Origin of the sequence: Methyloversatilis discipulorum (genome assembly GCF_000385375.1) — a bacterium.
GTDB classification, from domain to species: Bacteria; Pseudomonadota; Gammaproteobacteria; order Burkholderiales; family Rhodocyclaceae; genus Methyloversatilis; species Methyloversatilis discipulorum_A.
The window spans coordinates 4,058,853-4,084,188 of record NZ_ARVV01000001.1; the positions used below are offsets into that span (position 1 = coordinate 4,058,853).

Sequence of the window (25,336 nt, forward strand, 5' to 3'; positions counted from 1 at the left end):
CTAGCGCTCCGTGCGCTCGATCACCAGTGCGAGCAGCGCGATCAGCGCGCCCCACACCAGGAACAGCGCGGTCGGGAACAGCGGCAGGCCGAACAGCAGCGCGTGCCTGTCCCACAGCGCCAGCAGCGGAAAATTGAACAGCAGCAGGGCCGCGGCGAACAGCCCGATCAGCCGCTGCGAGCGGATGGGCGTGTTCATCGCCGTGCGACTCAGGCGGCCTTCTTGGTCGCGTTCATGTGGGCGTGCCGGCCCAGCGCGAAGCTGGTGAAGAACTTGCACCAGATCGTCGTGCCGGCGATCGCGCTCCATTGGTCATAGCTCAGCGTGCCGGTGACCACGCCGCCGATCACGAACAGGATGACGATGCCGCCTATGCCATTGATCGTCAGCTCGTAGGGCGCCCAGCGGGCCGCGTCGGGCGGCGGTTCGCCGCGCTTGAGCGCGACCTCGGAAAAATCCCGCTTGACCAGGATGCGCCAGCAGCGGCGCAGCCAGAAGAAGGCGATCGGGAACAGCGCGAGAAAAAGTATCCACGTCATTGCGACGCCGATGTCGAACACCATGCTGTGTCTCCTCCCCCGCCTCTGCCGCGCGCAACGGCACGACGGGTGTATCAGTGAAAAGGCCCCGCCAGAACGGCTGGCAGGGCCTCTCATTAAACCACCGGCGCGGCAGGGCCGCGACGGTGTCCTGCTCGGCTTCGGCCGGAACTCAGTGAGCGCCGTCCACCACCTTCGAACCGCGCGGGATGCGCACGGATTCGACCATGTGCTGGATGTGCTCCGGCGGCTCCTTGGTCACCTTGTCGACCAGGAAGGCGACGATGAAGTTCACCAGCGCACCGACCGCACCGAAGGCTTCCGGCGTGATGCCGAAGAAGGAGTTCGCGCCACCGATCATGTCGACGAAGTCCGTGCCCTTGATGAAGAAGATGCCCTTGTGCGCGAACACGTAGAACAGCGTGACCGCGAGACCCGCCAGCATGCCGGCGATGGCGCCTTCCTTGTTCATCTTCTTCGAGAAGATGCCCATCATGATGGCCGGGAACAGCGACGACGCCGCGATACCGAAGGCCAGCGCCACGGTACCTGCCGCGAAGCCCGGCGGATTCAGGCCGAGATAGCCCGAAATCACGATGGCCACCGCCATGGCGATCTTGCCCGCCAGCAGCTCGCCCTTCTCGCTGATGTTCGGGTTGAACACGCCCTTGACCAGGTCATGCGACACGGCGGACGAGATCGCCATCAGCAGACCGGCAGCGGTCGACAGTGCGGCAGCCAGACCACCGGCAGCCACCAGCGCGATCACCCAGTTCGGCAGCAGCGCGATTTCCGGGTTGGCCAGCACGATGATGTCGGCGTTCACCGTCAGCTCGTTGCCCTTCCAGCCCGCGGCTTCGGCCTTGGCCTTCGCTTCGTCGCTCTTGGTCTTGTCGTCGTAGTACTGGATGCGGCCGTCGCCGTTCTTGTCTTCCCACTTCAGAAGACCGGTCTTTTCCCAGCGCTTCATCCAGTCCGGACGGTCTTCGTTCTTGATGCTGGACTCGACGGCGTACAGGTCGCCGTTGGTCTTCACCGCGGTGTTGACCGTGCCGTGCAGGTTCATCTTGGCCATCGCGGCCACGGCCGGAGCGGTCGTGTAGAGGATGGCGATGAACACCAGCGCCCAGCCAGCCGACGAACGTGCGTCCTTGACCGTCGGAACGGTGAAGAAGCGCATGATCACGTGCGGCAGACCGGCGGTACCGATCATCAGCGACAGCGTGTAGACGAACATGTTGAGCGTCGAGCCCGCCGTGGTCGTCGTGTACTTGCCGAAGCCCAGTTCGGTCACGACCTGGTCGAGCTTGGCCAGCAGCGACACGTCGGTGCCGCTCAGCGTGCTGCCCAGACCCAGTTGCGGGAGCGGGTTGCCGGTGAACTGCAGCGAAATGAAGATGGCCGGGATGGTGTAGGCCAGGATGAGCACGATGTACTGCGCCACCTGGGTGTAGGTGATGCCCTTCATGCCGCCGAACACCGCATACAGGAACACGATGGCCTGGCCAACGTAGATGCCGGTGTCGCTGGACACGTTCAGGAAGCGCGAGAACGCCACACCGACGCCGGTCATCTGACCGATGATGTAGGTGGTCGACGCGGTCAGCAGGCAGATCACCGCGACGGTCGACGCCGACTTCGAGTAGAAGCGGTCGCCGATGAACTGCGGCACGGTGAACTTGCCGAACTTGCGCAGGTACGGTGCCAGCAGCATGGCCAGCAGCACGTATCCGCCGGTCCAGCCCATCAGGAACAGGCCGCCGCCGTAACCCATGTTGGAAATCAGGCCGGCCATCGAGATGAAGGACGCAGCCGACATCCAGTCGGCGGCCGTTGCCATGCCGTTGGTGATCGGATGCACGCTGCCGCCGGCGGCGTAGAACTCGCTGGTCGAACCGGCACGCGCCCAGATGGCGATGCCGATGTAGAGCGCGAAGCTCAGACCGACAACGATGTAGATGGTTGTTTGAAGGTCCATGTGATCAATCCTCGTGAACGTCGAACTGGCGGTCGATGTCACCCATCTTTTTCGCGTAGTAGAAGATCAGCGCGATGAAGATGTAGATCGAACCCTGTTGGGCGAACCAGAAGCCGAGCGGGTAGCCGCCCAGGTGGATGCCGTTGAGTGCGTCAGCGAACAGGATGCCTGCGCCGAACGAGACTGCGAACCAGATGATCAGGATCCTGGTCAGCAGTCCCAGCGTGGCTTTCCAGTAGCCTTGGCTGTTACTGTCCATGGGTACTCCTCCTCCTGTGTTTATTAACAACCCGGTTTATCCAGCCTGCCGGAGGGTATCCGGCAGCCCCGCGCCCGGGCGCCTTGAGTGCAGCGTGGCGGATGCTAGGGAGCGAACCTTACGGCAAGCTTATAAACGCACCGCTCACCGCCGCTTATTTTTTGTGCACCGCAACCTGCGAGCCGCGTCGGCGCTGGGTTCCGCGCCACCGCTCGAATACGCCCCTGAATACGCACGTCATCAAGGCAGCCCTCTGCCCTTCAGGCAGGCCGCCGTTATCGATGTGGCGACGCGACGGCGACCGTGCAGCAGCGAAGATCTCCGGCGTACCGACGGAACGACCGCGCGCGCACTTGTCCGAAGTCATGTGCGGTGCAACAGGAACTCCGTAAGATTCGACGCGTAATGTTTCCCCGTCCATCCGAACCTTTTCCGGCAATCTCATGACCGCTTACACCCCTCCGCTGTCCGGCAAGAAAGGCCTCGTCGTTGGTCTTGCCAACGATCGCAGCATCGCCTGGGGCTGCGCGCAGGCGGCCCGTGCCCAGGGCGCCGATCTGGTGCTGTCCTGCCTCAACGACAAGGCGGCGCATTACGTTGCGCCGCTGGCCGATCAGCTCGCCTCGCCACTGTTCACCTGCGACGTCGAGAAGGACGGCGACCTGGAAACACTGGTCGCCGCCGCGATCGCCCATCTGGGCCGGCTCGATTTCGTCATCCACTCGATCGCCTGGGCGCCGCTGGAAGACCTGCACGGCCGCGTGATCGACAGTTCGAGCGCCGGATTCGCGCGCGCGATGGACATTTCCTGCCACAGCTTCGCCGCGCTGGCCCGCCTGTGTGCGCCGCACATGAGCGCCGGCGGCAGCCTGGTCACGATGTCCTATCTCGGCGCCGACGAGGCGGTGCCGAACTACGGCCTGATGGGGCCGGTCAAGGCCGCGCTGGAATCGATGGTGCGCTACATGGCGATGGAACTCGGCCCGGCCGGCATCCGCGTTCATGCCGTATCGCCCGGCCCTATCCTGACGCGCGCCGCCTCGGGCATCGCGTCCTTCGACGAACTGATGGACAGCGCCATCCGCAAGTCGCCGCTGGGGCGTCTGGTCACGCTGGAGGAAATTGCCGGACTGACCACCTTCCTGTGCTCGGACGCCGCCTCCGGCATGACCGGGCAGACCCTCTACGTCGATGCCGGCTATCACGCCGTCGACTGAACAGCCTTCCGACAGGGCCCACGCATGGACACCGCACAGCACGACACGACGACTCCCGAGTGGATCGAGAACATCACCTACGACGAACTGACGATAGGCCAGAGCGCCCGCCTGCTGCGCACGCTGACGCTGGCCGACATCCAGGCCTTCGCCGCGGTGTCCGGCGATACCAACCCGGCCCACATGAACCCGGCATATGCCGAGGAAACGCTGTTCCACGGCGTGATTGCGCATGGCATGTGGGGCGGCGCGCTGATCTCGGCGCTGCTGGGCACCCAGTTCCCGGGCCCCGGCACCATCTATCTCGAACAGGTGCTGCATTTCACCAAGCCGGTGCGCATCGGCGACACGCTGGCGGTGACCGCCACCGTCACCGGCAAGGACGACGCGAAGAAGCGGGTCGAACTGGATTGCCAGGTGGTGAACCAGAAAGGCGACCGTGTGCTGCACGGCACCGCGCGCGTGCTGGCGCCGACGCAGAAGGTACGGCTGGAGCACGTGCGCGCACCGCAGATCCGGCTGTTCGATCCGGAAGCGCGCTTCCGCGAACTGCTGGCTCTCGGTGACGGCATTCCGCCAGTGCGCTGCGGCGTGGTGCACCCGTGTGACGTCGAGTCGCTGAGCGGCGCGATGGACTCCGCCCGCCACGGCCTGATCATTCCGGTGCTGATCGGGCCGGAAGCGCGCATCCGCCACCTCGCCGCCGAAGCAGGGATCGACCTCAATGCCGCCGAGATCGTCGGCGTACCGCACAGCCACGCGGCAGCAGACAAGGCTGCCGACATGGCGGCCGCCGGCGAGGTCGACATCCTGATGAAGGGCAGCCTGCACACCGACGAGATGATTCACGCCGTGCTGTCCCGTCCGGCGCTGCGCACCGGCCGCCGCATGTCGCACGTGTTCCGCTTCGACGTGCCGCTGTACAGCAAGCCGCTGCTGATCACCGACGCCGCGCTGAACATCCGGCCGTCGCTGATAGAGAAGGTCGACATCGTGCAGAACGCGATCGACTTCGCGCGCATCCTCGGCGTGAAGCAGCCCAAGGTCGCCGTGCTGTCGGCGGTCGAAACGGTCAATCCGAACATCCCGTCGACGCTGGACGCGGCCGCGCTGTGCAAGATGGCCGATCGCGGACAGATCACCGGCGGCCTGCTCGACGGTCCGCTCGCTTTCGACAACGCCATCTCCGCGCGCGCGGCACAGGTGAAGCACATCCAGTCGCCGGTCGCCGGCGACGCCGACATCCTCGCGGTGCCGGATCTGGAAAGCGGCAACATGCTGGCCAAGCAGCTGGAATACCTCGGCGGCGCCAGCGGTTCGGGTCTGGTGCTCGGCGCCCGTGTGCCGATCGCGCTGACCAGCCGCGCCGACGGACCGATGACCCGCGTCGCCTCGGCGCTGCTGGCACTGCTCGCCGCCCACAACGCACGCCGCGACCACCCGCGCGAAGCGTGGTCTCAGCACTGAGCCGGACCCACACCGATGGCCATCCTGTCCGTCAACGCCGGCTCATCCACGCTGAAGTTCTCCATTCACCCGCTGCGCGACGGCGAGGTGCAGGCCAGTCTGCTGACCGGCAGCATCCAGGGTCTGGAGCCCGGCGGCACGCCGGACATGGGCTGGACACTGAACGGTCGCCGCGGCCGGCGTTCGCTTGAAGCCAGTGCCGCGCCCTTCGCCGCCGCACTGGAGGGGCTGCGCGAACTGCTGGACAGCGAAACCGGCATCCCGGCCATCGACGCGGTGTCGCACCGCGTCGTCCATGGCGGCCGCGACTTCCGCGACAGCATCATCGTCACCGACGACATCCTCGCGCGCCTGAGCCGGCTCGATTCACTGGCGCCGCTGCACCAGCCGCACAATGTCGCGGGCATCCGCGCCTTCCGCGAAGCCTTCCCGACGCTGCCGCAGATCGCCTGCTTCGACACCGCCTTCCACGCCGACCTGCCGGAGGTCGCGAGCCGCTTCGCGCTGCCGCGCGCGATGCACGACGATGGCGTGCGCCGCTACGGCTTTCACGGCCTGTCCTACCAGTACATCATGGGCACGCTGCAGCGGCACTCGCCGCGCGCGAGCGGCCGCGTACTGATGGCCCACCTCGGCAACGGCGCCAGCCTGTGCGCCGCCGTCGACGGCCGCAGCCAGGCCACCACCATGGGCTTCTCCGCGCTGGACGGCCTGATGATGGGCACACGCAGCGGCACGCTCGACGCCGGCGTACTGCTCTATCTGATGGAACAGGGCTGGGACCACGACCGGCTGCAGTCACTGCTGTACCGGCAGAGCGGGCTGCTCGGCGTATCCGGCATCTCGGCCGACATGCGACGGCTGCGCGCCGACGCCGGCGCAGCGGCGCGCGAGGCGGTCGAACTGTTCACCTACCGCATCGTGCGGGAGGCCGGCGCGATGGCCGCCTGCATCGGCGGCCTCGACCTGATCGCCTTCAGTGGCGGCATCGGCGAACACGACGCGACGCTGCGTGCCGACGTGTGCGCCGCGCTCGGCTGGATGGGCGTGCGCGTGGACGGTGCGCGCAACGCCGCCGCCACCGGCGACGCGGTACAGCGCATCGACAGCGACGGCAGCGGCATCGAGGTGTGGGTCGTGCCGACCGACGAAGGCCGCGTCGCCGCACAGGCGGCCGCCGCGCTGATCGCGGCGCGCTGACTCAAGAAAACGCTGGGCCGCTCCCGAGTTTTCTTGCCCCCCTCGGGGGGCCTGACGCGAAGCGGCAGGTCTGGGGGCGCTCAGCCGCGCTGGCGGAAGGTGACGTAGTAGACGCCGGCCACCAGGATGCTGCCGCCGACGATATTGCCCAGCGTCGCGGCCAGCAGGTTGGACAGCATGCCCGCCAGGTTCAGGCCCGACAGATCGACGCCCGCCGGCACAACGCCGCCGGCATGCAGCAGCATCCCCATCGGGATGAAATACATATTGGCGATGCAGTGCTCGAAACCGGCGGCGACGAAGGCCGACACCGGGAAGATGATGGCCAGCACCTTGTCGGTCACGCTGCGCCCGGCGGTGGCCAGCCATACGGCGAGGCAGACCAGCGCATTGCACAGGACGCCCTTCATGAACACGGTGGTGAAGGAACTGGCGGTCTTGCCGGCCGCCACCTTCACATAGGCTTCGGCCACCGCGCCACCATTCATGTCGGTATGGTGCGACAGCATCACCAGCGCCACCATGCCCAGCGCGCCGACCGCGTTCGTCACATAGACGATGGCCCAGTTGCGCGCGAGCAGGCTGAACGGAATGCGCCCCTCGGCCCAGGCCATGACCAGGAAGTTGTTGCCGGTGAACAGTTCGGCACCGGCCACCGCCACCAGTATCAGACCGAGCGAGAACGCCAGCCCGCCGAGCACCCGGGTCAGCGCGAAGCCGAGCGACGCATCGCTGGCGACCAGCGTGAAATAGAGCGCGCCGAAGCTGATGAAGGCGCCGGCCAGGATGCCCAGCATGGCCATCGTGCGCAGCGGCAGATTGGCCTTGACGACGCCGATGTTCTCGACCTTTTCCGCGATCTCCTTCGGCGAGTACAGATCGATACCCAGATTGCTGGCCATGCGGATGCTCCTCTCTGTTGTTCTCTGTGCGTTCTGACCCGTCTCCTGCGGGCAGCCGACAGTGTAGGATGTGGTCCTTGCTGCCGGTAGAGCCGGCAGTCGCGGACAGCCCGTCTGTACCGCGAGCGGAACACCCTCCAGCCGAATCAGCCTGACGCACAGTGCGCGCGAACAACCTTCCGCGCCTGCGCCCCGCCGGACCACCCGTCACGGCCAAGCGTCGCCGGGGAATCGCAGTACCGCGTGCGCACGCACCGGGATTCCTCGTCAGCCCAAGAACCTGACGGAGACAACCGAATGAAGAGCCGCCTCACCCTCACGCTCGACGACGCGAAGCAGATCGCTGCCGCCGCCGAGGCCGAAGCACTGAAACGCAACTGGCCGGTCACCATTGCCATCGTCGACGACGGCGGCAACCTGATGTGGCTGCAGCGCCTCGACGGCGCGCCGCCGATGAGCACCCAGATCGCCCCCGAGAAGGCCCGCACCTGCGCGCTGGCGCGCAAGCCGAGCAAGGCGATCGAGGACGTCGTGAACAGCGGCCGTCTGGCGGCGCTGCGCATGCCGGTACTGCCGCTGGAAGGCGGCGAAATGATCATCGTCAATGGCGAATGCGTCGGCGGCGTCGGCGTGTCCGGCGTCAAGTCGAGCGAGGACGCCATCGTCGCCCGAGCCGGCATCGCCGCCATCGGCGCCAGCTGGGAAATTCCGCTCTGAACGCCGCGCGCTGACCGGCTGGCCTCGCGGCCGGGGGTCAGCGCCCGAGCAGGCCCTTCAGCTTGTCGCCGACCTGCTGCTCGACCTTCTCCTTCGCCTTCTCCTGCAGCTTCTGCGTCTGTTCCTCGACCTTGGCGCGCGCAGCGTCCTTGACCAGGTCGCCGAACTCGATCTTGTAGTCCAGGCTGGCGAACGGTCCGTACAGGCGCACCGGCACGGTGACGCCCCTGAGCTCGGCCGCTGACTTGCCGTCCTGGCCCTTGCTGGTTGCGGCGAGCGTCACCTTCGCAAGGTAGTCGAGACTGGACTTCGGCAGGTCGATGGTGCCGGCACCGGCCAGACGCAGGAAGGGCGAGCTGGCCGTCAGGTCGTCGTTGCGTGCGATGCCGTCCTTGATGCGGAAGCTGGCGCTCATTTCCGAGAAATCGGTCTTTTCGGTCGCGTTCGCCTTCTGCGCCGCCGCGCCACCGCCCAGCGCCGCCTTCGCCTCGCGCAGGCTTTTCGCCAGATTGATGCCGCGGATCGCGCCGTCGCGCAGCTTCAGCGAGGCGCTGCCGTCGAGCGCCTTCTTCAGCGCACCGACCGTGCCACCGGCCGTCACCAGGTCTAGCGACACGTTGCCGCGACCTTCCAGCAGATCCTTGTCCGCCGCGTCCTTCAACAGCGGATGGATGTCGATATCGGCCAGGGTCTGCTTCAGTGCAATGCGATTGCCCTCCGCGTTCAGGCTCAGCGCACCGCTGGCCGTGCCGCGGTAGAGCGCCGCCGACAGCGGTGCGACATCGACCTTGCCATTGGCGGCCTTCACGGTCAGCCGCACATTCGTCATCCGCACGCCGGACACCTGCAGTTCGCCCACCTTGACGCTGCCGCTGGCGTTGAGGTCGCGCAGCGCCGACAGATCGACCGGCGTGTCGTCCGCATTGCCGGCCGGCTTTGCATCCGCCTTCGCTGGCGGCAGGTAGCGGTCGACATTGAGACGGTCGATGTCGACATCGAAATTCAGCGCCAGCGGGTCGAGCCGTGTGGCGCCAAGCTTCAGCTTGATCTGGCTGTCGTCGAGCCGGGTGGCGAGGTCGAGCGCCGCGGTCTGCTTGCCGACGTCGGCCTGCAGCGCACCCTTGACCGGCAGCTTCACGGTCTTCATCGGCAACGCCGGGTGAGCGACATCGACGGTGCCGTCCAGCGCCGGCAGATCGATGGCCGGGCCATCGATACGCACGTTCAGCGGCGTCTGCAGCGAGGCCTTGACGGTAGCGTCGTTCATCCGCGCATCAACATTCAGCACCAGACCGCTGGCCTTGACCTCCTCCGCGCTGCCCTCCAGCCCCTTGAACTGCAGCGCCAGATCCGCGGCGCGCGCCTTCGATTCGAGCCGCGCGCTGACGCTGACGTCGCCGCCGCGCAATGCGCCGTCCGCCAGCTGCACTGCCGGCGCCGACAGCTTGGCGCTCAGCGCCTCGCCATCGCGGGTCGCCACGGCATCGAGCTGCAGCTTCTGCAGCTCCAGCTGTCCTTCGCCCGCCAGCGCAATGCGGGACGCACCCAGCGTCGCCTTCAGCGCCTGCAGATCGAGCGCCTCGCCATCGACTCTCACGCTCAGATCGTCGAGCGCGTAACGCTGCGCCGGCAGATCGTAGTCGTAGGTGGCGGCCAGCACGATGCGGCTGTCGATGGCCGGCTGCGTGGACTTGAGGTGCGCCGCCAGATCGAGTTTGCCGCGCGCTGCATTGGCCAGCTTGCCGAGCGACAGTTCGATCTCTTCCAGCTGGTGCGCGGCGCCCGAGGCCTCGTCGCGGAAGGCCAGCGCCGAGCGCGACAGCTTCAGTCCGGCGACGTCGAACCTGACCGGCGAACTGTCGTCGCTGTCGTCGGACAGCAGGTCACTGAAGTTGAAACTGCCGTCCTTGTGCCGCGTGATCTGGATGTAGGCACCTTCGATGCGGATCTCGTCCACCACCAGTGAGCCCGACAGCAGCGGCATCACTGCGACCGACACGCGCGCCGCGTCGACCTGTGCGAAACGTTCGGCACTGCTGTGCTCGGACAGCGTGGTGCGCCCCAGACGGAGACCGAGATTGGGGTAGAAGGACAGATCGACGTCGCCTTCGATGTCCAGCGTGCGCTGCTTCTGCTCCTGCACGACACGCTTCAGTTCGTCCTTGAGCTTCGCCGCATCGAAGGTGATCGCGACGTAGAGCACGACGGCGGCCAGCAGCGCTGCAATACCGCCCAGCGCGAATGCTGCGTATTTCAGTACTTTCATGCCTTCTCCATGCGAAACAGGCGGACCGGGCTCGCCGACCTCCGGCACGTCGCGGCGCCCGCCGCCGGGCGGGCACTCGCAAGGACATGGCAGACGAATCAGGTAACGGCGAACCGCGGCCGCAGTGGCGACCGTTCAGGATGACAGCGCCCGACCGGACACTCGATGAGCACGATGGTCCGCGAGCGTAACAGAGAAGCCTGCGCGCCGGCCTGGGCGCAGCGCACACAGTCGCCTGTGCTATCTTCGCGCTGGCTGCATACGTCAGACATCCCCACCGAAAGAGGAGAACCGCATGAGCTTCATGTCCGAATTCAAAGCCTTCGCCATGAAGGGCAATGTGGTCGACCTGGCGGTCGGCGTCATCATCGGCGCAGCCTTCGGCAAGATCGTCGACTCCGTCGTCGGCGACCTGATCATGCCCATCGTCGGTGCGCTGTTCGGCGGCCTCGATTTCAGCCAGTTCTTCATCGTGCTGAAGGACATCCCGCCGGGCGTGCCGGAAACGCTGGCCGACCTGAAGAAGGCTGGCGTGCCGGTGTTCGCCTGGGGCAGCTTCCTCACCGTCGCGCTGAATTTCGTCATCCTTGCCTTCATCATCTTCATCATGGTGAAGCAGATCAACCGGCTGAAGCGCGAAGAGCCTGCCGCACCTGCGGCGCCGCCCGAGCCGCCGGAAGAGGTCGTGCTGCTGCGCCAGATCCGCGATTCGCTGCAGAAGTAAGCGGCGGCGGCGGAAAAGAAAAAAGGAGCCGTGAGGCTCCTTTTTCATTGGTGTGCCGACATCTCAGGCAGCCGGCTGTTCTTCCGCCCGCTTGCCGTCGTCGGCCACGCGTTCAAGCCGGTAACCATAGTTGTAGGTGGAGGCGAGGCGGTAGCCATTTTCCGGCCGCAGCGCGAGCTTGGAGCGCACGCGCGACATGTGGGTATCGACGGTGCGCGTCGGCACGTCGCCCTTGCGGCCCCACAGCGATTCGAGCAGATGACCGCGCGATACCAGGCGGCCGACGTTGCGGAACAGGAAGACGGCCAGTTCGAACTCGCGCTCGGTCAGATCTATCACCTCGCCGTTGAGGCGGGCGGTGTGCGAATTCATGTCGAACTGGTAGGGCGCGGCATCGATCACCGGCTGGTCGGCCGGCGGGCGGCTGCGCCGCAGCACGGCTTCGATCCGGGTGAGCAGTTCCATGCGTCGCGCCGGCTTGACGATGTAGTCGTCGGCGCCCGCTGCCAGCGCAGTCACGATGTCGTTCTCGTCCTGCCGGGCGGTGACGAAGATGACCGGGGTCGTCAGCCCGCGCTCGTTGCGCAGCCAGCGCAACACGTCGGCGCCCGGCAGATCGGGCAGTTCCCAGTCGATCAGCAGCAGGTCGTAACTTTCCCGCACGGCTTCGCGCATCAGGTCGCGCGAGCGCATGAAGGTGTGAATGTCATGGCCGGCGGCACGCAGCCAGCTGCCAAGGATTTCGACCTGTACCGGGTCGTCTTCGAGCAATGCTATTCGGGCGGTCTGCACGGCGATTCTGTATCCGTAGGAAATAACCGGTTCAGAAAGCGTTCACGGCACGCGCAACGCGGACTGAAGGGTGACTGTGTAATTTCGTGACCTCCGGCCTGTAAGGCAGTATGCCCCAGTGTGCGGGTCAGCGCATCCGTTCGCCATCGAACAGACCGAGCATCCAGTCCAGCCAGCGCCGCGCCGGCTCACCATCGGCCGGTGCCCAGGACGCGAATTCGGCCTCGGTCAGCGCGCGGTAGGGGCCGGCTTTCGCCTCGAACATGACAGAACCGGGTTCGAGTGCCACCAGACTGTGAAACTGACCGTGCGCGATATCGACGCCGAAGCGCTCGCCATCGGGCGCCAGCACGCAGGTTTCCTGCACCGCACCGCTGTCGTCGAAAAGGATGCAGCCCAATCGACCCTTCACGCAGAGGATGGTTTCATCCTTCAGCGGATCGAGATGTCGGTGGGGTCTGACATAGCTGTCGGGTTCGATGGCATTGAGCAGGCGGTGCGCCGGGTGATCGTCGTGTGGATGGAAGTTGCGGTTCATCCGCCGGCGCGGACTGCGCTGCGCCTCGGCAACCACGGTGTCGAGCAGTGCCCGGTCCAGCCAGCGCGCGCTCATGCCACGACCCTCCGGTCACTGCGTGACCACCTCCCCGAGGGAGGACGAGCGCCCTCTTCGGGCGGCCGGGCGAGGGCGCTCATGCCACGATCCTCCGGTCACTGCGCGACCACCTCCCCGAGGGAGGACGAGCGCCTTCTTCGGGCGGCCGGGCGAGGGCGCTCATGCCACGATCCTCCGGTCACTGCGTGACCACCTCCCCGAGGGAGGACGAGCGCCCTCTTCGGGCGGCCGGGCGAGGGCGCTCATGCCACGATCCTCCGGTCACTGCGCGACCACCTCCCCGAGGGAGGACGAGCGCCTTCTTCGGGCGGCCGGGCGAGGGCGCTCATGCCACGATCCTCCGGTCACTGCGCGACCACCTCCCCGAGGGAGGACGAGCGCCTTCTTCGGGCGGCCGGGCGAGGGCGCTCATGCCACGATCCTCCGGTCACTGCGCGACCACCTCCCCGAGGGAGGACGAGCGCCTTCTTCGGGCGGCCGGGCGAGGGCGCTCATGCGTACGCCACCGATACCGCGTCGGCCGGCAGCCAGTCGCGCAGACCGTCGAACAGCGCGTCGTCTAGCCTGACCCGCCACGGATCACCGAAATCGAGCGGCGCGACGGCGTCGTTGCTGCGGTAGTGCAGGCGGACCGCGCAACCGCTTTCGGTACGGAAGGGTTCGAGCAGGCTGCGCAGCCGGGCGCAGGCGGCGTGCGCGCCGAGCGTCGCCACTTCGCCGTTCAGCTTCAGTTCGAGCCGGCGCGCGAAGCGGGCCCGCGCCTCGCCGGCGCTGAGCAGGCTGTCGGCGACGACGCGCATCGAGTTCGAGTACTCGTCGAACTGCGCCCGGCCCTCGACCACCAGCACCTCGTCCTCGCGCAGCTTGTTGCGCGACGCTTCGTACAGCTCGTTGAATACCGACACCTCGATCTGCGCCGTACCGTCGTCGAGCGCGACGAAGGCCATCTTGCCGCGACGCGTCATCTGCACGCGCGAGCTGACGACCAGCCCCGCCACCACGGTCGGGTCACGCGAAGACTCAAGCTGCGCCAGCTTGCGCCGGGCGAAGCGCGAAAACTCCTGCGCGTAGCTGTTGTAGGGGTGGCCGGACAGGTAGAAGCCGAGCGCCTGCTTCTCGTTGGCCAGCTTTTCGCGCTCGCTCCACGGCTTGACCTGCACGTACTCCGGCGCGCGCGCGCCGGTGCCGCTCGGGGCGTCGTCGAACAGACCACCCTGATGCGCGTTGGCCGCCGCCTGTTCGGCCGCCTCCATCGCCAGCGCGACGCTGCTCATCAGCGTGTTGCGGTCGTGCGGCGTGCCGGCGATGGTCGCGTCGAAAGCACCGGCGCGGATCAGCGCCTCGATGGTGCGACGGTTCACCATGCGGCGGTCAACGCGCAGGCAGAAGTCGAAAATGTCCTTGAACGGCCCGCCCGACTTGCGGGCTTCGAGGATGCAGTTCACCGCCTGTTCGCCGGTGCCCTTGACCGCGCCCAAGCCGTAGCGGATTTCGCTGCGCGACACCGGCACGAAGCGGTATTCGGACTGGTTCACGTCCGGCGGCAGGATGGTGAGACGGTTCTTCTTCGCGTCCAGGTAGAAAATGTTCACCGTGTCGGTGTTGTCCATGTCGGACGACAGCGACGCGGCCATGAAGGCGGCGCAGTGGTGGGCCTTCAGCCAGGCGGTGTGGTAGGTGACGACGGCATAGGCGGCGGTGTGCGACTTGTTGAAGCCGTACTCCGCGAACTTGGTCATCAGGTCGAACAGCTGTTCGGCCAGTGCCGGGTCGTAGCCCTTCTCCTTCGCACCGGCGGCGATGGTCTCCCGGTGCTTGGCCATTTCCTCGGGCTTCTTCTTGCCCATGGCCCGGCGCAGCATGTCCGCACCACCGAGCGTATAGCCGCCGATGATCTGCGAAATCTGCATCACCTGTTCCTGGTACACGATGACGCCGTAGGTCGGCGACAGGCAGGCTTCCAGGTCCGGGTGGAAATAGTCGATCGCCTGCTGGCCCTTCTTGCGCAGGATGAAGTCATCCACCATGCCCGAGCCGAGCGGGCCCGGGCGGTACAGCGCCAGCACGGCGATGATGTCTTCGAAGCGGTCCGGCGCGAGCTTGCCGAGCAGCTTCTTCATGCCCTCGGATTCAAGCTGGAAGATGGCGGTGGTGTTCGCGTCCTTCAGGATCTGATAGGCGGCCGGGTCGGTGAAGGGCAGGCTCAGCAGGTCCGGCCTCTCGCCGGTCATGCGCTCGATGTAATCGACCGCCAGTTCGATAATCGTCAGGTTGCGCAGGCCGAGAAAGTCGAACTTCACCAGACCGATGGCTTCGACGTCGTCCTTGTCGAACTGGCTCACCGGCGAGGCGTCGTCGCCGTCCTGCTGGTAGAGCGGGCAGAAGTCGGTCAGCTTGCCCGGCGCGATCAGCACGCCGCCGGCGTGCATGCCGACGCCGCGGGTCAGGCCTTCCAGCGGTTCGGCCAGGCGCAGCAGTTCGCGCACCTCCTCTTCCGCCTGTTCGCGCTCGGCCAGCTGCGGCGCCTGTTCGCGCGCCTCGGCCAGCGACAGCGGCTTGTTCTGCACCACCGGAATCAGCTTCGACAGCTGGTCGCAGAAGTTGTAGCCCATGTCGAGCACGCGGCCGACGTCGCGGATGACCGCGCGCGACGCCATCGTGCCGTAGGTGGCGATCTGGCTCACCGCGTCTGCGCCATACTTCTGGCGCACGTACTCGATCACCTTCCAGCGGTTGTCCTGGCAGAAGTCCACGTCGAAGTCGGGCATAGACACCCGCTCCGGATTCAGGAAGCGCTCGAACAGCAGCGCGTAGGCAAGCGGATCGAGGTCGGTGATGCCGAGCGAGTATGCGACCAGCGAACCGGCGCCGGAGCCGCGGCCCGGACCGACCGGCACGCCGTTCTTCTTCGCCCAGTTGATGAAGTCGGCCACGATCAGGAAGTAGCCCGGGAAGCCCATCTGGATGATGGTGTCGCACTCGAACTTGAGCCGCGCCTCGTATTCCGGCCGCTTCTGTTCGCGCACCGTCTCGTCCGGATAGAGCTGGGCCAGACGCTTCTCCAGGCCTTCCTTTGCCTCGGCGATCATGAAGTCGTCGATGGTCATGCCGGGCGGCGTCGGGAACTGCGGCAGGTAGTTCTTGCCCAGCGTCAGCGTCAGGTTGCAGCGTCGCGCCAGCTCGACCGCGTTGTGCAGCGCCTCCGGAATGTCGGCGAACAGCTCGGCCATTTCGGCCGAGGTCTTGAAGTACTGCTGCTCGGTGAAATCACGCGGCCGGCGCTTGTCGCTCAGCACATAGCCCTGGGCGATGCAGACGCGCGCCTCGTGCGCCTTGAAGTCGTCCGGCGACATGAACTGCACCGGGTGCGTCGCCACCACCGGAATGTCCATTTCGGACGCCAGCGCGCAGGCGTCGGCGATATAGGTTTCGGTGTTCGGGTGGCCGGCGCGCTGCAGCTCGATATGGAAGTCGCCGTCGAACAGCCGCAGCCATTCGGCCGCCGCGCGGCGAGCCGAATCCATATTGCCGGCCAGCAGCGCCATGCCGACGTCGCCCAGCATGCCGCCCGACAGCGCGATCAGACCGGCCGTGCCTTCGCCGTCGCGCTCCAGCCACTCGCGGCGCAGTTCGGCGCGGCCGCGGTACTTGTTCTCCAGGTAGGCGCGGGTGAGCAGCCGGCACAGCGTGCCGTAGCCCTCGCGGTTGCGCGCCAGCAGCAGCAGGCGATGCGGCTTGTCGCGCTCGGCGTCGTTGCTGACATAGACATCGACCGCGCAGATCGGCTTCACGCCCTTGCCGCGCGCCGCCTTGTACAGCTTGACCAGGCCGAACACGTTGGCGAGATCGGAAATGGCGATGGCCGGCATGCCGTCCTTCGCGGCGGCCTTGACCGCAGCGTCAACGGTGACGATGCCGTCGACCACCGAGTACTCGCTGTGGATGCGCAGGTGGACGAAAGGTGGGGGGGCCTCGGCGGCCGGGGAGAGGGTGGTGCTGTCGGAGCTCATCCGGCGATTTTACTCGGCCACGCCGAACGTAACGACCGCGGGTGCGACTGCGCTAGCATCGTCGCTTTCCGTCACCGCCGGACACCATGCGCCGCCACCTCCTGCCCATCGCGCTGCTCGCGCTCGCCCTGCCCGCCGCCGCACAGAAGGACCGCGACTGGCCCACCTTCGGTCTGGACCACGCCAACACGCGGCTGGCCGACCTACCGGCGATCACGCCGAAGACGGTGATGAAGCTGGTGCCGAAGTGGATCTACCAGAGCGGTGTCGCGGCAACCTTCCAGGCGACGCCCATTGTCACCGGCGGCCACATGTACGTGTCGCTGCCCGGTTCGCACGTGGTGGCGCTGGATGCGCGCAGCGGCGCCGAGCTTTGGCGCTACACGCACCGGAAGCGCACCGACAAGCTGTGCTGCGGCCCAGCCAACCGCGGTGTCGCGGTGGATGACGGCCGCGTGTTCGTCGCCACCGTCGACGCCCGCCTGGTTGCGCTCGACGCCGCCACCGGCAAACCGGCCTGGGACATCGAACTGGCGCGGCCGGACAGCGCGCTGACCGAAAGCGGCGAAGGCATCAAGGGCGAGGTCGGCGGCGGCTCGGGGGTGGGCGCGGCCGCGGCGCCGCTGGTGGTGGACGGCAAGGTGATCGTTGGCATCAACGGCGTCGGCTACGGCCTGCACATCGACGCCCAGGGACGCGCCGGCCAGCTGGCCGCCGTCGTGGGCATCGCCGGCAAGTACGGCGGCATCGGCTTTCTCGCCGCCTTCGACGCGAAGACTGGCAAGCGCGTGTGGCAGTTCGACACCGTGCGCAAACCGCAGGACGGCGGCTGGGAAGGCGATTTCGTCGAGCGCACCGCCGACGGCCTGCCGCTGAACCGCGACATCGCCGCAGAGCGCGCCAATGCCGGCAAGTACGCCGACGCCTGGGAATACGGCGGCGGCTCGGTGTGGAACGCCCCGGCCTACGACGCGAAGAGCGGTCTGCTCTACTTCGGCACCGGCAACCCGAGCCCGCAGATCAATGACAGCACCCGCCCGGGCGACAACCTGTACACCGCCTCGCTGGTCGCCATCGACGCCCGCACTGGCCGCCACGCCTGGCACTTCCAGCAGATTCCGCACGACAAGTGGGGCTACGACGTCGCCAGCCCGCCGCTGCTGTTCGACCATCGCGAGCCGGACGGCCGGGTCGTTCCGGTGGTCGGCCAGGCGTCCAAGCTGGGCTGGTTCTACGTGCACGACCGCGCCACCGGCGCCCTGCTCTACAAGTCCGACGCCTTCGTGCCGCAGGACAATCTTTTCGCCGCCGCCAGCCGCGAAGGCACGCGCATCACGCCGGGCGTAGCCGGCGGCGTGAACTGGTCTCCGGCGGCCGTGGACACGCAACGAGGGCTGGCCTTCGTCGCCGCGATGCACATGCCCATGCGCTACTGGATCAAGGAAAGTGCGGCCACCGCCGACAAACCGGCGCAGCGCTACGACAGCATGGAACCGGCGGACGAGGCGCAATGGGGCGTGCTGGCGGCGATCGACCTGAAGCAGCGCGGCAGGCTGAAGTGGACGGTGAAGACCGATCAGCCGCTGATCGGCGGCGTGCTGGCACTGAAATCCGGCGTCGTGTTCACCGGCGAAGGCGACGGCCATCTGTCGGCCTTCGACAGCCTCTCGGGCAAGCGGCTGTGGCGCTTCCAGACCGGAGCCGGCGTCAATGCGCCGCCGATCGCCTATGTGCTCGACGGCAAGCCCTATGTCGCGGTGGCCGCCGGCGGCAGCGCGATCTGGGGCTACCGCCAGGGCGACGCGGTCGTCGTGTTCGGCCTGCCCGACTAAAGGTCGTCTACGGCCTTCAGCAGGCGGCGCAGCGCCGGCGGATCGAGCCGCATCACGTATTCCAGCCCATCGACCTCGTCGATGAAGGAGGCGATGCGGCGAAAGCCGGTACTGGCCAGAAGCGAGCACGAAGCGAGATTGTCCGGCCGCACCGACGCGATGAAGCGCGGTACGCCCTGATCGAGGTGCGCCCAACGCAGCAGCGCGATCAACGCTTCTCGCCCGAGGCCGCGGCGGCGGTGGGCCGGGTAGATGGTGTAGCCGGTCTCGACGCCGTCCGGCGCGTAGGGCAGCAGATATTCCGGTGCCGGCCGCGTGTGAAAGCCGGCGTGGCCGACCATTTCACCGCTGTCGCGCAGGGCGATGGCGCGCACCGACCACGGCGCATAGTCCGGGTCAGACCTCAGGTCGGCCAGGCGCAGTGCCGCCAGATCTGCTTCGGCGAGCCAGTCCTCGGCGACGGTCAGACCGATCAGCCCGGACAGATCCCGCACACCGCAACCCTCGGCCGACGCCTGCAGGAAGTCGGCGCTCATCGGTCGCAGCAACAGACGAGGGGTCAGGATATCCACGGTCGGGGCAGCATCGGACATTACGGGGCGAAGAAGATAGCCGGTCTGGCGCCGCCCTTCCAGCCCGGCAGGAAATGGTGCATTGCGTTCACAAATTTTTCCCCTAAAGAAACTTTCTTGATCGTCGTCAACCCCTTCTCACTCAAGAACGAGGTCGATCATGAATCTGCACGCCCTGAGTCTGCGCACCAAGCTGCTGGCATCCACAGTCATCACCGTCCTGCTCTGCTTCTCGGTCACGCTGGGGGTGCTCGCCTGGCGCAGCCATCAGGCGGTGCTGGAACAGGGTCTGGCACGGGCCGAGAGCGTGGCCGCCTCGGTCGCGCACGACGTCGGCGCCAACCTCGACGAAGCGATGGCCGTGTCGTCCACGCTGGCACTGTCGCTCGAAGGCCTGCACGCGAAGGGCTCGCCCGACCGCGACGCGGTCAGCCGCCTGCTGCGCCGTACGCTGGAAGGCCGCCCGGCACTGCTGGGCGTCTACACCGGCTGGGAAGCCAACGCCTTCGACGGTCGCGATGCCGACTTTGCCGGCAGCACCGGTCATGACGCCAGCGGCCGCTTCGTGCCCTACTGGAGCCGCAGCGGCGACAAGCTGTCGGTCGAAGCGCTGGTCGATTACGACAAGCCGGGCGCCGGTGACTATTACCAGCAGCCGAAGAAGACCGGCCGCGCCTATCTCGCCGAGCCTTATGAATACGTGGTCGGCGGCCGGAAGATGCTGATCACCTCGTTGGTCAAGCCGCTGGCCGTCAATGGCCGCTTTGCCGGCATCGCCGGCGTCGATATGGCGCTCGACCGGCTGGCCGACGACCTCGGCCGCATCAAGCCCTTCGACGTCGGCACCGTTGCGCTGTACGCGCCGTCCGGCCTCGTCGTCGCGCACACCGACGCCGCCCGCATCGGCAAGCCGGCCGCCGATCTGCCGGCCGACGCACTGGCCGCGCTGCGCGAAGGTCGCAGCCTGCAGTGGCGCGATGCCGCCGGCGTGCGCCACTTCCTGCAGCGCGTGTCGCTGAGCGACGGCGACGCCTGGTGGGGCAGCGTGGTGTCGGTGCCGGAAGACGTGATCACCGCGTCGGCCAACGCGCTGCGCAACACCGCCATCGTCATGGGCATCGTCAGCGTGCTGCTGACCGCCGGCGTGCTGTTCGCACTGCTCGGTGCGATGACCCGGCCGCTGGAAACCCTGGCCGACGCGATGCAGGCGCTGGCCAGCGGTGAAGGCGACCTGACGCGCCGCCTGCCGGAAACCCGCAGCAGGGACGAGCTGGGTCGTGTCGCCACCTCGGTGAACGCCTTCCTCGGCAGCCTGCAGCGCATGTTCATCGAAGTGCGCGATCAGAGCCACACGCTGGTCGGCGGCATCCGCGAAGTGTCGGACGCCACCAGCCACATCGCCGGCAGTTCGCGCTCGCTGGCCGGTACCACCGGTGACAACGCGGCGACCATCGAGGAAATCACCGTGTCGATCGGCCATATCGCCAGTCACGCCAACGACGCCAATGGCGTCATGCTGGACACGCACACCGCATCGCAGCGCAGTGGCGAGGCGGTGCGCGGCATGCAGACGCATATGCGCGACATCGCCGGCAGCATGGAAACGCTGGCCGGCTCGCTGACCGGCCTGGCCGAACGTTCGGTGCAGATCAACGGCATCGTGCAGGTGATCCGTGAAATCGCCGACCAGACCAATCTGCTCGCGCTCAATGCCGCGATCGAAGCCGCCCGCGCCGGCGAGCAGGGCCGCGGCTTCGCCGTCGTCGCCGACGAGGTGCGCAAGCTGGCCGAACGCACCAGCAATGCCACCACCGAAATCCGCGACATGATCGCCGCGATGCACAGCGAAACCGACCGCGCGGTGGAAAGCATGAACAGCACGCGCGAAGCGGTCGAGTCGGGTGTCGAACGCGCCGCCCGCGTGGCCGAGGAGATCGGCGGCATCGAAGCTGGCATGCAGCGCGCCGCCGAACGGGTACGCGAGATCGCCGAAGCGACACAGGAGCAGTCGGCCGCCACCACCGCGCTGGCACAGTCGGCGGAACAGGCGTCCGAAGTGGTGCAGAACACCGACGAAGCGATCCAGCGCACCTCGGCCACGCTGTCACAGATCGGTCGCGCCTCCGATCACCTGGGCGAACTGGTCGGACGCTTCAAGCTGTAAAAACGGTGCGGGCGGGAGAACATCCCGCCCGGGTCGGCGCAGGACTACGCTGTCCTACGCCGGACACCCACAGCCCTCATGGCAGCGCACACCTAGGATGAGGACTCGGCGGCAAGTCGCCGCACTCATTACCGAGGAGACGTCATGAGCAATCGCACTGTCATCGAAGTCCTGAATACCCTGATCGAGACCTGCAAGGACGGCGAGTACGGCTTCAACGAATGCGCCGAACACGCCCAGGCCGGACAGCTCAAGGCGCTGTTCAACAACCGCGCGCTGGAATGCCGCGCGGCCGCACTCGAACTTCAGCAGATCGTTGCCGCGTCCGGCGGCGAACCCGATACCAGCGGCACCGTGAGCGGCGCCCTGCACCGTGGCTGGGTGTCACTGCGCAGCGCACTGCCGGGTGACGACAACGTGGCCATGCTGAACGAGGCCGAACGCGGCGAGGACAAGGCGCTGCAGCGCTACCGCGAAGCGCTGTTCCAGCCGCTGCCGTCCGACGTGCGCATCGTGGTGCAGCGCCAGCTGGCCGGTGTGCAGCGCAACCATGACCAGATCCGCATGCTGCGCGATCAGTATCGCGCCGTGGCCTGACCGGCCTGGCACCCGCAACGGGGACCGCCTGCGGGCGGTCCCGCACGCTGCTTCTCCCGCTTCATCCTGAAGCGCTCAACGCGACAGCATGGTCGCCAGCGCGATGACGACGAACACCAGCAGCCCGGTTCCAGCGATGGTGATCACGCGGACGCGCAACCTGAGCGCCCCGATCTCTCCCACCAGCTGCGCGTTCTGTTCGGCCAGCGTGCGGATGAGCTGGGACGACGCGAGCGCCTCCTTCTGCAACTCAGTCACCGCCTGTTCCAGCGCAGCGATGCGCACGTCGTCGCTGGCGCCGGGCGGTGCGACCACCGACGGCTCCTCACCCTTCTTCCGCTTCTTCGCGACACGCTCCCACAGCGCGTTGGCGCCCTGCACGACAGACGGTGCGGCGGCGATGACGTCGCCCCAGGGGACTGCCTTGACGGCGCCGAGCAGACTGATGGACATGGATGGACCTCGACGGATAGCTGGAACGTCAGCCTACGTTCACCACTTCGCCAGATCAATGCCGAAGGTGAACATGACGCCGGCGGTGCCCAGCAGCGCCACCTGCGCGCTGTAGCGGTCCACCTGGTAGCCGAGCGCCGGAATGACGGCGAAGGCCACACCATTGTGGTTGAACGGAATCTTGTCCTCGTAGCGACCGGTATAGCCGAGCAGCGCACCGGCAGTCACCTTCACGTACAGATTGGAACTGATCGAGTCCAGATCCCAGCGCTTGCCGGCGTAGTAGTACTCGGTCGGCTGGTCGAAGGAGTTGCGCAGGAAGGATGCGCCGGCCAGCCATTGCGACGGCGCCATGTATTCGAGGCCGATCAGGCCGGGCGTGTTCTTGTGGTCCGGGTCGTGGTCCCAGTGGTGGACGTAGGGGCCCAGTTGCAGACTCAGCACATGGCTGCCCTCATTGGCGACAGCCGGTGCTGCGACGATGACACAGGCGCTGGCGAGCAGCGCATACAGGGTATTTTTGTTCGAATGCACGATGACTTGCCCTGGATGGAATATGAATGGGGCAGGCATGGTGCGGGTCATGTTCCCGCAAACGATGTCCGCAGTGTTGCCGGATGTTTCACCGCGTCGCGCGCCGGCGGACCAGCCAGTGATCGGCGGACAGCACGCCAGGCCCGAAGGTGAGCACAGCCAGCAGGCCGGCGCCCCACCACAGATGGGACTGCACGGCGGCCGGGCACTCGAAAGCCCACAGCGCAGGATACGCCAGCAGCGCCATCGCATTGACGACGGTCAGTCCGAGCGCGGCGAAGCGACCGGCCAGACCGATGGCGAGCAGCGGCGGCAGCAGCAGTTCGCCGGCAGTGCCAAGCAGCGCGGCCAGCGCCGGCGGCAGCAGCGGCACTGAGTATTCCTCGGTGAACAGGAAAAGCGTGGTGTCCCAGTCCTCGATCTTGGTCAGGCCGGCCTTGAAGAAGACCGACGCGATGAACAGGCGCAGCGCGAGCAGCAGCAGCGGGCGGCCGAGATCGGCCACACGGGCAAAGGGTGTGGCAAGGTCGTAAAGACGGAGGACTGCGTTCATGTCGGTTCTCCCAATGTTTCAGGCAGATGCAGCCAGCCGCCAGCGAGTGCCTGCGTGACGGCGGCTGCAAGATCGAAATGCGGGTCGGTCGCGCTGGCTGCAGCCCACGCTTCGCCCATCGGCGCGCCATCGACCAGCGCCCGCCAGAGGGCATGCGTTGCCGGTTGCAGCGCATCGACGCGCACCCGGTGGCCTTCGCGCCAGACGACGGCCTGTTGCGGCAGATCGAGGTCGATGGTGAGCTTGAGCTGATGCGAACCATCGGCCTCCGGCTGGTGTTGCAGCCAGATGTCGACCACCGGCCAGCGGCTGGCGTGCAGTGCGAAACCGGGCGTCATCTGCAGGCGCAAGTCCGCCAGCGCCTCGGGCGCCAGTCCGGCGAACAGCTCGCCGCCGGCCGGCTGCGCGTCGGCTGCCATCGTCGCCACATGCACCGACCATTCGAGACGGGCGACGTCCGGCAGATAGGGCAGCGCGCGCACCGGCTCGAAATCGTCGAGGAAGGCGGCGAAGCGCTCGCCGTAACGGTTCAGGTCGCCGTCGCTCGACGGACAGGCCGCGCGATAGCGGCGCGCCAGCGCATCGAAGTAGTCGTCGCCGGTGATCAGACGGCAGACCGGGTAGGCCAGCCGCAGCGCCGCCGTCGCGTTGGCGATCGAGGTGGCGCGGTAGATCGACAGCAGCGCGCGGTTGCGAACGTCGTCGCCCGCCAGCAGCGGCAGCGCGTCGTCCTCGCCGTCGGCTGACGACAGCGCGGCGCCGAAGCGGCGCTGGACTTCACGCAGCGCGTGCATGATCGAGTCTCCGATCAAGGCCGCCGACGCGGTCGGCCTGCGCCGCCTCTGCCAGCAGCAGGTCGAGATCGGGCAGGTCGGTGTCCCACTCGATCAGCGCCGGCGCGATAACGCCGCGCGCCCGCACGTCGCGCAGCAGCGCCCATACGTCGTCGCAGACGCGGCTGCCGTGGGTGTCGATCAGGCCGTATTCGGTCACCGCGTGACCGGCCAGGTGGATTTCGCCGACCGCGTGCATGGGCAGGCGGTCGAGCGCGTCCAGCGGGTCGCCGCCGAAGTTGCGCGCATTCACGTACAGATTGTTCAGATCGAGCAGCAGACCGCAGCCGGTCAGGCAGACCAGTTCGGCCAGGAAGTCGGCTTCGCTCATTTCGCTGTCGCGGAACTGCACGTAGGCCGACAGGTTTTCGAGCAGCACCGGCCGCTTCAGCCTGTCCTGCAGCGCGGACACCCGGCCGGCGACCAGCGCCAGCGCCTCACTGGTGTAGGGGAAGGGCAGCAGGTCGTTGTAATGACGATCGCCGATGCGACCCCAGCAAAGATGTTCCGACACCAGCGCCGGCTCGAAGCGATCGACCAGCGCGGCCAGCCGGTCGACGTGCGCGTCGCCGCCGCCGTCGGCCGATGCCAGTGCCAGACCGACGCCGTGCAGACTCAGCGGATAGCACTCGCGCGCACGCTGCAGCACCTGCAGCGCAGCGCCGCCGTCGTGGAAGAAATTCTCGCTGTGCACTTCGAGGAAGCCCAGCGGCGGGCGCTCTTCGAGCACACGTGCATAGTGGGGCTGGCGCAGGCCGATGCCGGTTGGAGATGCGGTTTTCATGTCGGGAAGCCGGCGCGACGAGCGCGCCGGCTGCGCTCCGATTACTTGCCCGGCGCCATCGTCTTGCCACCCATCTTCTCGCAGGTGCCGGCGGCGACGAACTTCCACTCGTTCGGGTCGTTGTCCATCTTGGCCTGACCGGCACAGCTGTGGCTGCCGTTGGCCGAAGCGCAGTCGTTGGCGCCCTTCTTGGCGACGCCGTAACACTTCTCCTTGCCCTTGTCATCGGCGGCGAAAGCGGGATTGGCGACCACGCCGAGCGCGAGGACGGAAGCGAGTGCGGCATGCAGTGCAACGGATTTGCTCATTGATGTACTCCTCTGAAGT

General features: G+C 67.1%; 24 protein-coding genes. 8 read left to right on the forward strand and 16 right to left on the reverse strand.

The genetic code is table 11. The annotated features are described in order from the left end of the window. From METRZ18153_RS0118855 to METRZ18153_RS0118870, 4 genes are all read right to left on the reverse strand, one after another. Positions 1-198: a hypothetical protein gene (locus tag METRZ18153_RS0118855; RefSeq protein WP_019916326.1), complete on the reverse strand. Its 198-nt coding sequence runs from the start codon at positions 196-198 to the stop codon at positions 1-3. An 11-nt stretch (positions 199-209) separates the two neighbouring features. Further along, complete coding sequence (locus METRZ18153_RS0118860; protein WP_020166205.1) at positions 210-563, reverse strand: hypothetical protein; 354 nt, start codon at positions 561-563, stop codon at positions 210-212. Between the two features lie 148 nt (positions 564-711). Further along, positions 712-2,517 carry a sodium:solute symporter family protein gene (locus tag METRZ18153_RS0118865; protein WP_020166206.1) on the reverse strand — a complete coding sequence of 602 codons (1,806 nt, stop codon included), beginning with the start codon at positions 2,515-2,517 and terminating at the stop codon, positions 712-714. 4 nt (positions 2,518-2,521) lie between these two features. Then, positions 2,522-2,776 carry a DUF4212 domain-containing protein gene (locus tag METRZ18153_RS0118870; protein ID WP_019916323.1) on the reverse strand — a complete coding sequence of 85 codons (255 nt, stop codon included), beginning with the start codon at positions 2,774-2,776 and terminating at the stop codon, positions 2,522-2,524. 443 nt (positions 2,777-3,219) lie between these two features. Between METRZ18153_RS0118870 and fabI the strand changes: the two genes are divergently transcribed. The 3 genes from fabI to METRZ18153_RS0118885 are packed head-to-tail and all read left to right on the forward strand — an operon-like array spanning position 3,220 to position 6,660. Then, complete coding sequence (gene fabI / locus METRZ18153_RS0118875; protein ID WP_020166207.1) at positions 3,220-3,993, forward strand: enoyl-ACP reductase FabI; 774 nt, start codon at positions 3,220-3,222, stop codon at positions 3,991-3,993. A gap of 24 nt (positions 3,994-4,017) precedes the next feature. Then, positions 4,018-5,460 carry a bifunctional enoyl-CoA hydratase/phosphate acetyltransferase gene (locus METRZ18153_RS0118880; protein ID WP_020166208.1) on the forward strand — a complete coding sequence of 481 codons (1,443 nt, stop codon included), beginning with the start codon at positions 4,018-4,020 and terminating at the stop codon, positions 5,458-5,460. Between the two features lie 15 nt (positions 5,461-5,475). Next, a complete protein-coding gene (locus METRZ18153_RS0118885) occupies positions 5,476-6,660 on the forward strand; it encodes an acetate/propionate family kinase (RefSeq protein ID WP_020166209.1) in 1,185 nt (394 codons plus the stop codon). Positions 6,661-6,740: 80 nt separating this feature from the next. On the opposite strand, the gene METRZ18153_RS0118890 is transcribed toward METRZ18153_RS0118885, so the two are convergent. Continuing rightward, positions 6,741-7,562, reverse strand: a complete 822-nt coding sequence (locus METRZ18153_RS0118890; RefSeq protein ID WP_020166210.1) for a formate/nitrite transporter family protein — start codon at positions 7,560-7,562, stop codon at positions 6,741-6,743. 297 nt (positions 7,563-7,859) lie between these two features. Here METRZ18153_RS0118890 and METRZ18153_RS0118895 point away from each other — a divergent pair, with 297 nt between their 5' ends. Then, the gene (locus METRZ18153_RS0118895; RefSeq protein WP_020166211.1) at positions 7,860-8,279 is read left to right on the forward strand and encodes a GlcG/HbpS family heme-binding protein; all 420 of its coding nucleotides are present in this window, start codon (positions 7,860-7,862) and stop codon (positions 8,277-8,279) included. A 37-nt stretch (positions 8,280-8,316) separates the two neighbouring features. Here the strand turns inward: METRZ18153_RS0118895 and METRZ18153_RS0118900 are convergent, their stop codons facing one another. Beyond that, positions 8,317-10,545, reverse strand: coding sequence for an AsmA family protein (locus METRZ18153_RS0118900; protein ID WP_020166212.1), 2,229 nt, complete (start codon positions 10,543-10,545; stop codon positions 8,317-8,319). A gap of 295 nt (positions 10,546-10,840) precedes the next feature. Between METRZ18153_RS0118900 and mscL the strand changes: the two genes are divergently transcribed. Beyond that, positions 10,841-11,269: a large conductance mechanosensitive channel protein MscL gene (gene mscL / locus METRZ18153_RS0118905; RefSeq protein ID WP_020166213.1), complete on the forward strand. Its 429-nt coding sequence runs from the start codon at positions 10,841-10,843 to the stop codon at positions 11,267-11,269. Positions 11,270-11,332: 63 nt separating this feature from the next. Here mscL and METRZ18153_RS0118910 read toward each other — a convergent pair whose 3' ends face one another. The 3 genes from METRZ18153_RS0118910 to dnaE form a co-directional block, all read right to left on the reverse strand. Beyond that, positions 11,333-12,061: a response regulator transcription factor gene (locus METRZ18153_RS0118910; RefSeq protein ID WP_232416092.1), complete on the reverse strand. Its 729-nt coding sequence runs from the start codon at positions 12,059-12,061 to the stop codon at positions 11,333-11,335. A gap of 127 nt (positions 12,062-12,188) precedes the next feature. Beyond that, entirely contained in the window at positions 12,189-12,674 is a 486-nt protein-coding gene (locus tag METRZ18153_RS0118915) for a WbuC family cupin fold metalloprotein (RefSeq protein WP_020166214.1), read from the reverse strand. A gap of 494 nt (positions 12,675-13,168) precedes the next feature. Then, complete coding sequence (gene dnaE / locus METRZ18153_RS0118920) at positions 13,169-16,687, reverse strand: DNA polymerase III subunit alpha (protein ID WP_020166215.1); 3,519 nt, start codon at positions 16,685-16,687, stop codon at positions 13,169-13,171. Positions 16,688-16,773: 86 nt separating this feature from the next. Here dnaE and METRZ18153_RS0118925 point away from each other — a divergent pair, with 86 nt between their 5' ends. Then, positions 16,774-18,519, forward strand: a complete 1,746-nt coding sequence (locus METRZ18153_RS0118925; protein WP_020166216.1) for a pyrroloquinoline quinone-dependent dehydrogenase — start codon at positions 16,774-16,776, stop codon at positions 18,517-18,519. On the opposite strand, the gene METRZ18153_RS0118930 is transcribed toward METRZ18153_RS0118925, so the two are convergent. Continuing rightward, positions 18,516-19,055: a GNAT family N-acetyltransferase gene (locus METRZ18153_RS0118930; RefSeq protein ID WP_020166217.1), complete on the reverse strand. Its 540-nt coding sequence runs from the start codon at positions 19,053-19,055 to the stop codon at positions 18,516-18,518. The genes METRZ18153_RS0118925 and METRZ18153_RS0118930 overlap by 4 nt on opposite strands. Positions 19,056-19,251: 196 nt before the next feature. On the opposite strand from METRZ18153_RS0118930, the gene METRZ18153_RS0118935 reads away from it, so the two are divergent. Then, complete coding sequence (locus METRZ18153_RS0118935; protein WP_020166218.1) at positions 19,252-21,255, forward strand: methyl-accepting chemotaxis protein; 2,004 nt, start codon at positions 19,252-19,254, stop codon at positions 21,253-21,255. Between the two features lie 144 nt (positions 21,256-21,399). Further along, positions 21,400-21,852 (forward strand): PA2169 family four-helix-bundle protein, encoded by a 453-nt coding sequence (locus METRZ18153_RS0118940; protein ID WP_020166219.1) that lies wholly within the window; start codon positions 21,400-21,402, stop codon positions 21,850-21,852. A gap of 75 nt (positions 21,853-21,927) precedes the next feature. On the opposite strand, the gene METRZ18153_RS0118945 is transcribed toward METRZ18153_RS0118940, so the two are convergent. The 6 genes from METRZ18153_RS0118945 to METRZ18153_RS0118970 form a co-directional block, all read right to left on the reverse strand. Then, positions 21,928-22,305 carry a hypothetical protein gene (locus METRZ18153_RS0118945; RefSeq protein ID WP_020166220.1) on the reverse strand — a complete coding sequence of 126 codons (378 nt, stop codon included), beginning with the start codon at positions 22,303-22,305 and terminating at the stop codon, positions 21,928-21,930. A 39-nt stretch (positions 22,306-22,344) separates the two neighbouring features. Beyond that, on the reverse strand, positions 22,345-22,839 hold the full coding sequence (locus tag METRZ18153_RS0118950; protein ID WP_020166221.1) for a hypothetical protein: 495 nt from the start codon (positions 22,837-22,839) through the stop codon (positions 22,345-22,347). A gap of 88 nt (positions 22,840-22,927) precedes the next feature. Beyond that, positions 22,928-23,392 (reverse strand): DoxX family protein, encoded by a 465-nt coding sequence (locus tag METRZ18153_RS0118955; RefSeq protein ID WP_020166222.1) that lies wholly within the window; start codon positions 23,390-23,392, stop codon positions 22,928-22,930. After that, positions 23,389-24,186, reverse strand: coding sequence for an HvfC/BufC N-terminal domain-containing protein (locus tag METRZ18153_RS0118960; protein ID WP_020166223.1), 798 nt, complete (start codon positions 24,184-24,186; stop codon positions 23,389-23,391). The genes METRZ18153_RS0118955 and METRZ18153_RS0118960 overlap by 4 nt, the downstream gene beginning before the upstream one ends. Next, positions 24,170-25,009: an MNIO family bufferin maturase gene (bufB, locus tag METRZ18153_RS0118965; protein WP_020166224.1), complete on the reverse strand. Its 840-nt coding sequence runs from the start codon at positions 25,007-25,009 to the stop codon at positions 24,170-24,172. Before bufB ends, METRZ18153_RS0118960 begins: the two co-directional genes overlap by 17 nt. A gap of 41 nt (positions 25,010-25,050) precedes the next feature. Then, a complete protein-coding gene (locus METRZ18153_RS0118970) occupies positions 25,051-25,317 on the reverse strand; it encodes a BufA1 family periplasmic bufferin-type metallophore (RefSeq protein WP_019916302.1) in 267 nt (88 codons plus the stop codon). Between the last annotated feature and the right edge of the window lie 19 nt (positions 25,318-25,336).